This window comes from Methanoculleus marisnigri JR1 (assembly GCF_000015825.1).
GTDB classification, from domain to species: domain Archaea; phylum Halobacteriota; class Methanomicrobia; order Methanomicrobiales; family Methanoculleaceae; genus Methanoculleus; species Methanoculleus marisnigri.
In genome coordinates this window covers 1,647,195-1,660,197 of sequence record NC_009051.1, presented here as the reverse complement: position 1 = coordinate 1,660,197, position 13,003 = coordinate 1,647,195, and the positions used below count along the sequence as shown (strand labels likewise).

General features: G+C 62.3%; 16 protein-coding genes, 2 tRNA genes and 1 pseudogene. 16 read left to right on the top strand and 3 right to left on the bottom strand.

What is annotated here, in order from left to right; translation table 11 throughout:
- Positions 1 to 3: 3 nt before the first annotated feature.
- The 12 genes from MEMAR_RS08095 to MEMAR_RS08040 all read left to right on the top strand — a co-directional run bounded on the left by MEMAR_RS08095 (position 4) and on the right by MEMAR_RS08040 (position 9,990).
- Positions 4 to 411, top strand: coding sequence for an archease (locus tag MEMAR_RS08095; protein ID WP_011844490.1), 408 nt, complete (start codon positions 4 to 6; stop codon positions 409 to 411).
- 9 nt (positions 412 to 420) lie between these two features.
- Positions 421 to 1,857 (top strand): RtcB family protein, encoded by a 1,437-nt coding sequence (locus MEMAR_RS08090; RefSeq protein WP_011844489.1) that lies wholly within the window; start codon positions 421 to 423, stop codon positions 1,855 to 1,857.
- Entirely contained in the window at positions 1,854 to 2,432 is a 579-nt protein-coding gene (locus MEMAR_RS08085) for a hypothetical protein (RefSeq protein WP_011844488.1), read from the top strand. The genes MEMAR_RS08090 and MEMAR_RS08085 overlap by 4 nt, the downstream gene beginning before the upstream one ends.
- 19 nt (positions 2,433 to 2,451) lie before the next feature.
- Positions 2,452 to 2,886 (top strand): DUF2111 domain-containing protein, encoded by a 435-nt coding sequence (locus MEMAR_RS08080; protein WP_011844487.1) that lies wholly within the window; start codon positions 2,452 to 2,454, stop codon positions 2,884 to 2,886.
- A 5-nt stretch (positions 2,887 to 2,891) separates the two neighbouring features.
- Positions 2,892 to 3,872, top strand: a complete 981-nt coding sequence (locus MEMAR_RS08075) for a biotin--[acetyl-CoA-carboxylase] ligase (RefSeq protein WP_011844486.1) — start codon at positions 2,892 to 2,894, stop codon at positions 3,870 to 3,872.
- Positions 3,873 to 4,005: 133 nt separating this feature from the next.
- A complete protein-coding gene (locus MEMAR_RS08070) occupies positions 4,006 to 4,515 on the top strand; it encodes a biotin transporter BioY (RefSeq protein WP_011844485.1) in 510 nt (169 codons plus the stop codon).
- On the top strand, positions 4,512 to 5,183 hold the full coding sequence (locus MEMAR_RS08065) for an ATP-binding cassette domain-containing protein (protein ID WP_011844484.1): 672 nt from the start codon (positions 4,512 to 4,514) through the stop codon (positions 5,181 to 5,183). The genes MEMAR_RS08070 and MEMAR_RS08065 overlap by 4 nt, the downstream gene beginning before the upstream one ends.
- Positions 5,180 to 5,878, top strand: coding sequence for an ATP-binding cassette domain-containing protein (locus MEMAR_RS08060; RefSeq protein WP_011844483.1), 699 nt, complete (start codon positions 5,180 to 5,182; stop codon positions 5,876 to 5,878). Before MEMAR_RS08065 ends, MEMAR_RS08060 begins: the two co-directional genes overlap by 4 nt.
- Positions 5,860 to 6,513, top strand: coding sequence for a hypothetical protein (locus MEMAR_RS08055; protein WP_011844482.1), 654 nt, complete (start codon positions 5,860 to 5,862; stop codon positions 6,511 to 6,513). Before MEMAR_RS08060 ends, MEMAR_RS08055 begins: the two co-directional genes overlap by 19 nt.
- Before the next feature lie 53 nt (positions 6,514 to 6,566).
- The gene (gene oadA, locus MEMAR_RS08050) at positions 6,567 to 8,315 is read left to right on the top strand and encodes a sodium-extruding oxaloacetate decarboxylase subunit alpha (protein ID WP_011844481.1); all 1,749 of its coding nucleotides are present in this window, start codon (positions 6,567 to 6,569) and stop codon (positions 8,313 to 8,315) included.
- Between the two features lie 16 nt (positions 8,316 to 8,331).
- The gene (locus MEMAR_RS08045; protein ID WP_011844480.1) at positions 8,332 to 9,807 is read left to right on the top strand and encodes an acetyl-CoA carboxylase biotin carboxylase subunit; all 1,476 of its coding nucleotides are present in this window, start codon (positions 8,332 to 8,334) and stop codon (positions 9,805 to 9,807) included.
- A gap of 73 nt (positions 9,808 to 9,880) precedes the next feature.
- Positions 9,881 to 9,990 (top strand) — tRNA-Met (locus tag MEMAR_RS08040).
- A gap of 124 nt (positions 9,991 to 10,114) precedes the next feature.
- Here the strand turns inward: MEMAR_RS08040 and MEMAR_RS12765 are convergent.
- The gene (locus tag MEMAR_RS12765; RefSeq protein WP_011844479.1) at positions 10,115 to 10,513 is read right to left on the bottom strand and encodes a hypothetical protein; all 399 of its coding nucleotides are present in this window, start codon (positions 10,511 to 10,513) and stop codon (positions 10,115 to 10,117) included.
- A 3-nt stretch (positions 10,514 to 10,516) separates the two neighbouring features.
- Entirely contained in the window at positions 10,517 to 10,693 is a 177-nt protein-coding gene (locus tag MEMAR_RS13250) for a hypothetical protein (RefSeq protein ID WP_222702443.1), read from the bottom strand.
- 317 nt (positions 10,694 to 11,010) lie between these two features.
- On the opposite strand from MEMAR_RS13250, the gene MEMAR_RS08030 reads away from it, so the two are divergent.
- From MEMAR_RS08030 to MEMAR_RS08015, 4 genes and pseudogenes are all read left to right on the top strand, one after another.
- Complete coding sequence (locus tag MEMAR_RS08030; RefSeq protein ID WP_245526577.1) at positions 11,011 to 11,232, top strand: hypothetical protein; 222 nt, start codon at positions 11,011 to 11,013, stop codon at positions 11,230 to 11,232.
- Positions 11,233 to 11,701: 469 nt separating this feature from the next.
- Entirely contained in the window at positions 11,702 to 12,022 is a 321-nt protein-coding gene (locus MEMAR_RS08020) for a nucleotidyltransferase family protein (RefSeq protein WP_011844476.1), read from the top strand.
- Positions 12,023 to 12,140: 118 nt separating this feature from the next.
- Positions 12,141 to 12,287 (top strand): annotated as a pseudogene (locus MEMAR_RS13385) (HepT-like ribonuclease domain-containing protein); the annotation flags it as partial.
- Positions 12,288 to 12,534: 247 nt separating this feature from the next.
- Positions 12,535 to 12,619, top strand: a tRNA-Leu gene (locus tag MEMAR_RS08015).
- 122 nt (positions 12,620 to 12,741) lie between these two features.
- Here the strand turns inward: MEMAR_RS08015 and MEMAR_RS08010 are convergent.
- Entirely contained in the window at positions 12,742 to 12,933 is a 192-nt protein-coding gene (locus tag MEMAR_RS08010; RefSeq protein WP_011844475.1) for a hypothetical protein, read from the bottom strand.
- Positions 12,934 to 13,003: the final 70 nt, after the last annotated feature.

The window sequence follows — 13,003 nt, the reverse complement described above, 5'->3', positions numbered from 1 at the left end:
ATCATGAGTTTCGAAGAACTGGAGCACACCGCCGACGTCCTCATGCGGGTGCGGGGCGCGACCTTGAACGAGCTCTTTGGCGAGGCGGGCCGGGCGATGTTCCACGTGATGTACGGGCCCTGCGAGGAGAGGGGAGTCGAGCGGAAGATCGAGATCGAGGCGGAGAACCTCGAATCGCTTCTGATCGACTACCTCTCTGAACTGCTCTTCGTCACCGAGGTCGAGAACACCGTCTTCTGCACCTTCAACGTCGATCTCCGGGGCACCCGGCTCTCCGCCGTCCTCAGGGGCGAGCCGTTCGAACCCGCACGGCACTCGGCGGGATCGCTTGTCAAAGGTATATCCTACTTCGGGCTCGAAATCGTTAAAGAAGAAGAGGGTTACGTGGTGGAGATCATCTTCGATATCTGAGAGGTTGCCATGCTTGCCGGAATCAATAAGATCGGAGACCTCGAATGGGAGGTTCCTATCGGATACGTCCCCGATATGCGGGTGCCGGGGCGCTTTTTCCTCTCCGGGACACTGGCGGAGACGCTCGAAGAAGGAGCCGTCCGCCAGCTCGCGAACGTCGCGACGCTCCCGGGGATCGTGAAACACTCGCTTGCCATGCCCGATATCCACTGGGGATACGGGTTTCCCATCGGCGGCGTCGCCGCGTTCGACATGACCGAAGGGGTCATCTCTCCCGGCGGGGTCGGGTTCGACATCAACTGTGGCGTCCGGCTGATCACGACGCCCCTGACCGAGGCCGATCTCGCCCGCCGGAAACGGGAACTGATCGAGCGGCTCTTCGACGCCGTTCCGACCGGTGTGGGTGCGAAGAGTTCCCTGCGGGTCTCGAACAAGGATCTCTCCGCGGTCATGGTCGACGGCGCCCGGTGGGCGGTCGAGCGCGGGCTCGGCACCGAAGCCGACCTCGTCCGGTGCGAGGGCGAGGGGGCGATGCCGGGCGCCGACCCCGACGCGGTCAGCGCCAAAGCGCGGCAGCGGGGCGTGCCGCAGATCGGGACGCTCGGCGCCGGAAACCACTTCCTGGAGGTCCAGGTGGCGAGGGAGATCGTCGACCCCGAAGCGGCAAAGGCCTTCGGGATCGCCGAAGGGCAGGTCTGCTTCATGGTCCACTGCGGCTCACGCGGCCTCGGCCACCAGGTCGCGACCGATCATTTGCGGACGCTCGAGGGCGCGCTTCCGAAGTACGGGATACGCCTCCCCGACCGGCAGCTCGCCTGCGCTCCGATCGACTCTCCGGAAGGCCGTGCCTACTACGGTGGCATGGTCTCGGCCGCGAACTACGCTTGGACGAACCGGCAGGTCATCATGCACGAAGCGAGGAAGGTCTTCGTGGACCTCTTCGGGATCGATTACGACGAGATGCGGCTCGTCTACGACGTCGCGCATAACGTCGCCAAGTTCGAGCGCCACGACGTCGACGGGGTCTCGACGGAGGTCTGCGTCCACCGCAAAGGAGCGACGCGAGCGTTCGGCCCGGGAGCGGAGGGCGTCCCCCGGGAGTATGCCGGGATCGGGCAGCCGGTGATCATCCCCGGGAGCATGGGGACGTCGTCCTACCTCCTCCACGGCACGTCGACCGCGATGGAGAAGACGTGGGGGAGCACCTGCCACGGGGCGGGGAGGGTGCTCAGCCGGTCGAAGGCGAAGAAAGAGGTCCGCGGGAAGGAACTCCGGGAACGCCTCGCGGGAGAGGGTATCCTGGTGCGTGCCCACAGTGACAACGCCCTCGCGGAGGAGGCTCCGGCAGTCTACAAGCCGAGCCGGGAAGTGGTGCGTGTGGTGCACGAAGCGGGCCTCTCGGATATCGTCGCCCGGCTGGAGCCGCTCGGGGTGATCAAGGGGTGACCGGCAGGATAGGGCTGTTCTGGGACAACCCCCTCATGTTCTCGCGGCTCATCGAGGACTGCGGCGCCGCTTGCGAATCGGTCAACCCGAACATGCTTGCGTCTCCCTTCTGGCGCGGGAGGTTCGTCTCGGTCATCGTGCCGACGGGGTTTGCGAACCCGGCCTACTCGAACCTTCTCCCCGCTCTCCGGGCTGCAGAGGGCCGTATCCGGCGTTTCGTCGAGAACGGCGGCCGGCTGCTGGTCTTCGGCGCGGGAGGCTCGCGCGAGGACGCCTACGACTGGCTCCCGTTCCCGGTGACCTACTCGTTTGCCTACGGGCCGCGTGCCGTCCGGTTCGCCGGGGAGAGCACCTTCAACTCCCTTTTTTCGGGGTATGATCTCGACGCCGTCGAGTGCGACGGCTCGTTCCCGTCACACGGCGGCGAGACGCTTGCCGCCACGCCCGGGGGGGAGGCGCTCCTCGTCGGGAAGCCGCTCGGCGACGGGATGATCCTGGTGACCAGCATCCATGAGTACCCGTCGCGCGAATTCCTGAAGAAATTCTCCTGCGGTGATAGGGAAACATTATTTTAGATAAACCGTGATGAACAGTATGGATACGGCCATGGATCAATATATCGTCTCTGCGTCTTCGAGCGCGCGCGATCTCGCCCCGATCGTGGTATGTATCCACGATCTGCTTGGTCGGTTGCCCGTTACGGCACGGTCCCGCGACCACCCCGGAGTCAGGGTCGAGGACGGGAAGGTCGTCGACGAGGGCTATACGGGCCCCATCCTCGAGGAAGTCCTCGAGGAGAACGCTACGTTGAGGGTCAGGCCCCCGAGTGGCCCGTACAAAGGGATCCCGGTGGTGGTGGCGCCGGTAAGGGACGAAGAAGGCAGAGCCATCGGCGCAATCGGCATCGTCGATGTGACCGGCATCTTTGATCTCGCGGGTTTCATGGAGCAGAACACGGTGATCCGGAGGCAGGTCTGCGGCGAGGACCCGTGTCCGCTCCCGAGCGAGTCGCCTGCAGCGAAAAGGTAATGGACATGAAGGATACGGCAATCAACGTATTGAAGATTCTCGAAGAATCGCCCGGCCCGGTATCAGGGGAACGGATTGCGGAGCAGCTGGGCATCACCCGGTCGGCCGTCTGGAAGCAGATACGCGAACTCCGGAGGCTGGGATACGGGATATCGTCGTCCCGGGTGGAAGGTTACCACCTCGAGACGAAGACCGACCGGCTCCTCCCCTACGAGATCAACAAGATGCTCCGTACCCGGGTCATCGGGCGGCAGATCCGTCAGTTCGACAGCACCGCCTCCACGGGCTGGGTCGCGAAGAAGCTTGCCGCCGAGACCGATCCTGAAAACCTGCACGGCATGGTGATCATCGCCGAGGAGCAGACCGGGGGGGTGGGACGGCTCGGACGCGCCTGGGTCTCTCCTGCCGGCGGCATCTGGGCCACCATCCTTTTGAAACCGAAGATCCCGCTCGACCACCTTTTCATGATCACCATGGCCGGGTCGGTCGCGATTGCCCGTGCCATCCGCAAGGAGTACGACATCAGTGCGCTCATCAAGTGGCCCAACGACATCTTTATCGGAGACAAGAAGGTCGCCGGTCTGCTCCTGGAACTCGCTGCCGAGGCGGATACCGTGCACTACGCCCTCCTGGGGCTTGGGATCGATGCGAACGTCTCTCTCGACGACCTCTCCTCGAACCTGCGGGAGACCGTGACCACGCTCCAGGCCGAGGTCGGCCGCGAGGTCGACCGGGTGGCGCTCCTTGCCCGGGTTCTGCGGGAGTTCGAACTGCGCTACCAGCAGCTCGAGGACGGCGAGTACGACTCCATCATCCGCGAGTGGAAGAGCCTCTCCCGGACGCTCGATCACCGGGTGGCCATCAAGACCGTCAACAAGACCTTCTCGGGAGAGGCCATCGATATCGACGAGCACGGTGCCCTGATCATCCGGAAAGACAACGGAAAGATAGAGCGGGTCATCGCCGGCGACTGTTTCCAGCTCTGACCTGCCGGTCAACACCCATACACTTTTTGGATCGGCGAGAAGGTCTCCCCATCGGAACGGAAATCTCCCGGGGTTATGTGATGCAGTTCGTCAGGCATCAGCAGGATTTTTCTTGTCAACCATCCAAAATAAAATGGTTGACATGATGCACCGAGCCCGGATCCTCGCCTACAGCGGTACGTTCATCGCGCTGATCGCCGCCGGGAGCTGGATCTCCATCCCACTCCCCCCGGTACCGCTCACGCTCCAGACGCTTTTCGTCCTGTTATCCGGGATCGTCATGAAGCGCTACGGGGCGATCCCCGTCGCCCTCTACGTCCTCCTCGGGGCGGCGGGCCTCCCGGTCTATCACAACGGCACGGCGGGCCTCGGGGTGCTTCTCGGCCCCACGGGCGGGTTCCTGATCGGCTTCATCCCCGCCGCCCTCGTCGCCGGGATCGCCTACGAACACGAATCGCCGGCATCGCGGATCACAGGGCTGATCGCGGCCTGTGCAATCTATCTCCTGGCTGGCGCCGTATGGCTTTCATATTCGGCTTCGATCCCGCTTCTTCAGGCGGTCCTGCTCGGCGTCGCCCCGTTTATCATCGGCGATGCCGTGAAGGCTGCAGCCGCATACGCCATAGGGAAGCGGGTGGCATGATCCGTATCGCCGATCTCCGGCACCGGCTGCTCGACATCCCCGGCCTTGCGGTGGACGCGCGCCATATCGCCGTTATCGGGCCGAACGGGAGCGGCAAGACGACGTTGCTCTCGGTCTGCTCCGGGATCGAGGAGCCCGAAGCAGGATCTGTCCTGCTCCTCGACCGTCCGCCGTCGGCCGTGAAGGTCGGGTGGGTGGGGGAGTTCCCCGACCGGACGCTCCTCTTCTCCCGGGTCTACGACGAGATCGCATCGACGCCCCGGTTCCGCCACCGCCCCTGCCCCGAGACGGACAGGGCGGTCCGGGCGGTTGCGGAGGTTGTCGGCATCCGCCACCTCCTCGGCAAGAAGGTCGCGGCCCTCTCCGGGGGGGAGAAGGCGCTCGTTGCGCTGGCCGCCGCCTGCGCCGGCGACCCCGAGGTGCTCGTCCTGGACGAGGCTGATTCGCACCTGGACGGCGTGACCGCGGAGCGCGTCCAGCGCGTGGTGCGGGAGAGCGCCGCAGCCCACGTGCTCTGGTGCACGCAGTCGATGGACGTTGCGGCTACCGCGGACTGCGTTCTCTTTATGGAGAACGGCCGCGTCAGGCACCACGGCACGCCGGAGGAGGTCTTCTCCGCGCTCGAGGAGACGTGCTTTTACCCCACGCTCTGGAGGGTGTCCCGGTGAGAGTCGAACTTGCGGATCTCGTCTTTTCGCAGGATTCGTTCACCCTCCGGGGTAGCGGCACGTTCGACGAAGGCGTGCACCTGGTCAGCGGGCCGGTGGGGAGCGGGAAGTCGACGCTGGCTCTTCTGCTTGCGGGGCTCCTCCGGCCCGAACGCGGGGCCGTCCGGCGGCACGGCGTTCTGACGACGCAGCTCCTGCTGCAGTTCCCCGAGCACCACATCACCTCCCCGACGATCGCCGGGGAGGCGGCTTCCTGGGGACTTGTGCCGGAGGACGCGCTCGCGCTGGCGGAGTTGTCGGCGCGTGCGGACGACGACCCGTTCCACCTCTCCCGCGGCGAACTCAAGCGGCTGACCCTCGCCTGCGCGCTCCTGAGAGATCCTGACCTGCTGCTGCTGGACGAACCGTTCAGTTCTCTTGACTGCACCGCGAAGAGGAAGGCCTGCGGGATGCTCGAGGAGCGCGATTCCGGCATCACGATCGTCTTCTCGCACGAGCGCGCGGTTCTTCCCCGGGTGGACGCAATCTGGGAAATGGAGGCCGGAGACATGACCGCCCGCGGCAGCGTGCCCGATGCGATCCCCTCCTGGCGGCACGCCCCGCCGTATCTCCGGTATGCACTGGACCAGGGGGCCCGTCCTGCGAACATCAGGCTCTCCGACGCCCGGGAGGCGCTATGCAGGATCCGCGGCTGAGGCTTCTTTCCGTCGCCGTCCTCTCGCTCGCGGCGTTTGCGAGCATCGCGGGAGCCGCCGCCGCCCTCGTCTGGTGGCTGCTGTTTACGCCGCGCACACGATCGCTCCCGCGGCCGGGGGTGCTTCTGCCCCTCGTTGCGATGGTCGCCGCAACGGCGCTCGTCTCCGCATGGGGCGGCGGCGCGGGGCTCTCCTACTTCTTCCGGATGACCGTGATCCTCCTCCTCGCCGCGTGGGCGTATGCTGAGACGGAGGATGGAGAAGTACTTGCCGTGGCGGTCTGGGCTCTCGGGAACCGGGTGGGGTTCGAGGTCGGGCTCGTCGCCGAGATGGGAATTTCCGGCATTTCCGTGCTCCGCGGGGAGATCGAGCAGGTGCGAATCGCGATGGCGCTGAAGGGTATCCGGCCCGGTATCCGCTCGATCGTTCCGCTCGCCGTCACCCTCATCGTCACGGAGATCCGGCGGGCCGACGAGGTTGCGCGCCTGCTCGTGGTACGGGGGTACACGATCGGAGGGCGGATCTGTCCCCGGTTCAGGGCGGATCCCCTGGACGTCCCGGCCGCAATAATGGCTATAATACCCGCCCTTTTATCGACTCTCCCCCTTCGCGACGTTTTTATATTAGTAGGATGAATTTTTGAGAGGCTTTATCGATATCTTCTCAGCCCTTCGAGGTGTACAATTCGATGTGTGCTGCCAAATTAGATTCACTCAATATCACCGATACCACGCTTAGGGACGCGCATCAGTCGCTCATCGCCACCCGCCTCCGGACTGAGGACATGCTCCCTCTTGCCCGTGCCATCGACGACGTGGGTTTCTTCTCCGTCGAGGCCTGGGGCGGGGCGACCTTTGACAGCTGCATCAGGTTCCTCAACGACGATCCCTGGGAACGTCTCCGGGTGCTGAAGGCAGAGCTCCGGCGCACGCCTATCCAGATGCTCCTGCGGGGCCAGAACCTCGTGGGCTACCGGCACTACCCCGATGACGTGGTGGAGAAGTTCGTAGAGGCGTCGGCGCGAAACGGGGTCGACATCTTCCGGGTCTTCGATGCGTTGAACGATATCCGGAACATGAAGAAAGCGATGGAGGAGGTCAAGAACGTCGGGGCGCACCTGCAGGGCGCGATCTCCTACACGACGAGCCCTGTTCATTCCGTCGCGACGTTTGTCGAGATGGCGGAAGAACTCTATACGCTCGGCTGCGACTCGATCTGCATCAAGGACATGGCCGGCCTGATCATGCCGCACGATGCCCGCGACCTCATCACGGGGATCAAGAAGACGGCGGACGTCAGGGTCTGCCTCCACTCCCACTGCACGAGCGGCGTCGCGCCCCTGAGTTATCAGGCGGCGATCGATGCGGGCGTGGATATCCTGGATACGGCGATGTCGCCGTTCGCCCTCGGCACCTCCCAGCCTCCGACGGAGAGCGTCGTTGCCAGCGTTGCCGGGACGGCGCGCGACACCGGGATCGATCTTCTCCCGCTCCGGAAGGTCAGGAACATCTGCCGCGATATGCGGGGTAAGTACGAGCCGCTCTTCAACTCAATCGCCGACCGGGTCGACTCGGACGTGCTGATCTACCAGCTCCCGGGCGGGATGATCTCGAACCTCGTCTCGCAGCTCAAGGAGCAGGATGCGCTCGACCGCCTGGACGAGGTGCTCCGCGAGATCCCCCGTGTGAGAGAGGATCTCGGCTACCCGCCGCTCGTTACGCCGACGAGCCAGATCGTGGGCACCCAGGCGGTTTTCAACGTCCTGATGGACGGGGAGCGCTACCGGAACGTGACGAAAGAGGTGAAGGACTACGTCCGCGGCCTCTACGGACGCTCTCCCGCCCCGATCAGCCCCGAGATCCGCAGAACGATCATCGGCGACGAGGAGCCGGTCACGGTTCGCCCGGCGGACCTCCTCGAACCCATCTACGAGCAGATGAAGAAGGAGGCGGAGGAGCAGGGTCTGGTTACCCGGGATGAGGACGTCCTCACCTACATCCTCTACCCGAGCGTCGCGCCGTCGTTCCTCAGGGGCGAGCGCCAGCCCGAGGCGATCCCCGAGAAGGCGGCAGCCGGACCGGCGGGGGTTGCGGAGATCCCCCGTTCCATGGAGGTCGAGGTGGACGGCGAGATCTTCTCCGTTAGGATCGTCACCGTCGAGGGAGGCTCGGTCGCGGCTGCGTCGGCCGCCGCCGCGTCGGCGGGGGCCCCCCGCGGGGATGTCGCCGGCGGTGTCAAGAGCAACATGCAGGGCATGGTCCTGAAGGTGATGGCCCAGCGCGGGAGCACCGTCAGGAAGGGCGACACGCTCATCGTCCTCGAGGCGATGAAGATGGAGAACCCCATCCCGAGCCCCCGCGACGGCACGGTCTCGGAGATCTTCGTGGACGCCGGGGACGTCGTGCAGAACGGCGACGTGCTGATGGTCATTGAGTGAGAGGCTGGCTGGCGCGATGAAATACTTTGACAAGATCCTGATTGCCAACCGCGGCGAGATTGCCATCCGGGTCATGCGTGCCTGCCGGGAACTGGGCATCGACACGGTCGCGATCTACTCCGAGCCGGACAGTAATGCGCTCCACGTCAAGTACGCCGACGAGGCGTTCTGTGTCGGCGAGGCGCACCCGTCGAAGAGTTACCTCAACAAGGAGCGGATCTGCGACGTGGCGAGGAAGACCGGGGCCGAGGCGATCCACCCGGGCTACGGGTTCCTCGCGGAGAACGCCGGGTTCGCAAAACTGGTCGAGGAGGAGGGCCTGACGTTCATCGGGCCGTCGTGGAAGACGATCGAGGCGCTGGGCTCGAAGATCGGGTCGAAGAAGATGATGCGCGAGGCCGGAGTCCCGGTCCTTCCGGGCACGCCGGAGGGCGTGACGAGCGTCGAGGAGGCGAAGAAGGTCGCCGCCGAGATCGGCTACCCGGTGATCGTGAAGGCGAGCGCGGGCGGCGGCGGTATCGGGATGCACATCGCCGAGAACGAGGGCGAGCTCGAGGAGGCGCTCGATGCGGGTATGCGGATTGCCCAGTCCGCTTTCGGCGATCCGACGATCTTCGTGGAGAAGTACCTCACGAAGCCGCGCCACATCGAGATCCAGGTTCTTGCCGACGCGAAGGGGCACACCGTCCACCTCTACGACCGCGAGTGCTCGATCCAGCGCCGGCACCAGAAACTGCTCGAGGAGGCGCCCTGCCCGATCATGACGCCCGCCCTCCGGGAGCAGATGACGGTGTCGGCCATCGCCGCGGCAAAGGCGGCGAACTACAAGAACGCCGGCACGGTGGAGTTCCTCTACGCGAACGGGAACTACTACTTCATGGAGGTGAACACCCGGCTGCAGGTGGAGCACACGGTCACGGAGTTCGTCACCGGGATCGATATGGTGAAACAGCAGATCGCGATCGCGGCGGGCGAAGACCTCGCGATGGACCAGGACGACATCGGCATCCGGGGGCACGCGATCGAGTGCCGGATCAACGCGGAGGACCCGCTGAACAACTTCGCCGCCGATCCGGGCAAGATCGTCCGCTACCGCTCCCCGGGCGGGCCGGGAATCCGGGTCGACTCCGGCATCCACATGGGCTACACCATCCCGGCGCACTACGACTCGATGATCTCGAAGCTCTGCGCGCTCGGCTCCGACCGCGAGGAGGCGATCCAGCGGATGCGCCGGGCGATCTACGAGTACGTCATCCTGGGCGTGAAGACGACGCTCCCGCTCCACTACGCGATCATGCACAACGCCCACTTCATCGCCGGCGACACCCACACGCACTTCCTGCAGGAGGAGCACATCGCGACGAGCCTGCGCCGCTATCTCCACGAGGAGGAGGCGCGTATGCAGACGCTGGCCGCCTCGCTCCGCCAGGGGAAGCACGTGGCGGCGATCACGGCGGCGGTCGACGTCTATATCCGGAAAAACTCGAAGTAACCCTTTATCCAATTTTTCCGGGGAGCCATAAGGTTTATTTGGCAATACAACATTGTTATACTGCACTTTGTGCGCTGCGGTGGCCTAGTCGGTTAGGGCGCCAGACTCATAGGGTTTTTGAGAAGACGGTGCGTCCAAGCCTGGGACATCTGGAAATCGTGGGTTCGGATCCCACCCGCAGCATCCTTACAGTTGGTTGGTGTTCCAATTTTGAAAAGAAACGTTTTTCTTTGAGATTACACCATCGCATACTACATGAAAAAAGGATCAGTTGTAGTGTGTTCCGTGCAGATTATAGGAAAATAGTTCATGAAAATTCAGTTTTAAATGGCGAGATTTCAACCTTTGATATACTTGGTAATTGTATATTCAAACCGCTTTTAGTAAAATCAAATCTAATCCCGTTTGCTACAGCGCAAAACCGATTTACCTCGCCTGTTACGATATCCCACCCCCATCCTTCCCTTTCGATAAGCAGGTCTATCATAACTGCACGCTTGGTAAGGGAACTAGTGATAGCGCCTGCATTCTTCGAACTTGAATAACTCAATATTACGGCAACTTTTGATAAAATCGTGTGGATTTTGCCTTTAAGTTCAGCTACATTTTCGGGTTGACGATATATTTTAAAAATCTCAGCGGTTAACTCAGCAATCTCTTCTTTCTTCTTTATACTCTCTAATCTTTCATCTTCTGATATCTCCATGTATCAAAATATGAAGCGCAACGGAAATACCTTATGCTGCTCGGTGACCCGCCCGCGAATCTCGGGCCGGAGTGCCGCTGCCGGCACGACATCCACGCCGGAACCGGGTTTTTCCTCGAGGTACTGCGACAGCCCGAAGAAGTCGAAGGGGTCCTCACCGGAACAGAACTCGACAAGCACGTCGATATCGCTGCCCTACTCCTGTCCCCCGCGGGCATACGATCCGAAAAGGACGTTCCTCTCGACGTGATACCGTCCTCTGGGTCTGTCTTCAGCCACGGTTCGTTGTTGTTCCCGCTCCGGAAACACTTTTTTTCAAGCTGGAAATATCACGGACGGGAGAGAATCGTCGCCGGGAAGAACCGCTCCGTTCCCGTGGCAGCCGCAGCCGTTCAGCCACACCCGGATCAACTTGTTATATATATTCATACAACAACCCTGAGATCATGTCAGCAAGCGCCGGATCCGCTCACTCTCCCACACTCGACACGATCAAAATGGTCGAAGACTTCATTCGGGAGCACAGCGGCGAATACCGCCGTCGGGCGCTCTGGGAACGCCTGCCGCGGAAGGTTATGTACCAGACGTTCAAGACGATCATCGAGTACCTCCTGGAGTCGGGTAAGATCGCCATCGATGCACAGGGCAAGGTCTGCTGGATCTACGATCCGGAGTTTACCCGGTGGTACCTGGCCCGCGAAGACCTGCGGATCCGATGAGGGCGGCAATCTTCTTTGCCGACACGAAGGTGAAAGAAGCCTTCGAGGCTCTGTCGGCATCAACCCGAACAGAAGATCGGGAACTGGTCGCTCTCCTGAACAGGGCCTTCGAGGCGATATCCGCCAACGCTTTTTGCGGCGTTCAGGTTCCAAAGAGGCAGATCCCCGATGTATATCGACAGCGAGATCCTCCGGTAAAGAACCTCTGGAAATACAACCTATCTCGATCCTGGAGATTGATGTATACCGTGACCAGCGACGGTGACATCATTGCGGTCGTCATCGAGTGGCTGGACCATACCGGCTACGATCGCCGGTTCGGGTACTGAGCGCAACTCCCTGGAGAATGTTTCGGAGTATCCGTTGACCAGTGTACCGGGGTGGCGACCGCGTAGCTATCCATCCCGGGAACGGCAACATTCATCATCTCCTCACCCTCAGGTACGATCAGGAGGCGAGCAGAACCCGTATGGCGGCCCGGACACAGTGTGAGGAGAAGAGCATCTTTGTCACCCGGCTCGAGGCAGTGCTCCCGCTGCTCCGGGAGCGGTTCGGTGTGACGAAGATCGGCATCTTCGGGTCTACCGCCCGGGGCGATGACTGGCCGGAGAGCGATGTGGACGTGCTGGTCGAGTTGTCGCCGGACCACCTCACGTTCCGGAACTTCATGGCGCTCGCAGATTTCCTGGAGGAACTCTACGGGCGGAAGGTCGACCTGCTCACCGTCGGCGGGCTCGACCCACTCATCCAGCAGGATGTGGAGGGCGAGGTGGTCTGGTGTGAAGCGTGACTCCGTGTACCTCGCCCACATCCTTGAAGAGATGGAGTTTCTCCAGACCTACTTCTCTGACCGTTCCTTCGAGGAGATCGTCCAGGATGAGATGATGAAGTGATCGGTTCTCCGGAGCCTTGAGATCATCGGGGAGGCGTCGAAGAACCTCTCACCCGGGGTCAGGGCACGGTATCCCGATGTCCCCTGGAACGGCATGGCGAGGATGCGGGACAGACTGATCCATGGTTACTTCAGCGTAAGGTGCCCGGTCATACGGCCGTAAACACGTTCTTGGTCTTACAAAAGGATGAGGAGTGACGGCAACGGTTCCCACCCCGGAATCAACACCGAAGAAGAGGCGCCGCTCTGCTCCCGTGATCTCCGCCGTCCTGCAGAAACGACGTCGCGTGCAACCATCCGCCCCTCCCCCATCGCACTCTCCGCACAAAGGTATTTTATGTATGACAACAGATTAAATGAGGTAAACGGGGCATGAAAACGCAATCGATGCGTCTACCGTCTCCGTTCGGGCGAGGGTTGCCAAGCCAGGTCAAAGGCGCCAGGTTGAGGGCCTGGTCTCGTAGGAGTTCGTGAGTTCGAATCTCACCCCTCGCATTCGGTTTTACGGAATTAATTTATTTACGTCCTCTATTGCCGTCAATTCAGGCAGTATATGCAGCGGTCGTTGCCCCCGGAGATCGGGGGAGAAAAGAGATTCTATGCCCTGTCCAGGGGGTTTACGCAAAGACTTCGTGACATTGCTGGCAGCGCTCCTGCAGTTTGTCCCACTCCTCGGGGTGCTCCTCTGCCCACTCGAGGATCGCGTGGACAATCCGGCCCCGTAACTCGGGATCACCCCGGTAGTTTACCAGGACGCAATCAACCACCACTTCGATCTGTTCTTCCTGATGCTGGGCGACTTCTGCCATAGTGAGCCCTCCTGATACACTCCGGTGCTCACACCGGATGGAGATTCGACAGCATATAATTCTGATCCTC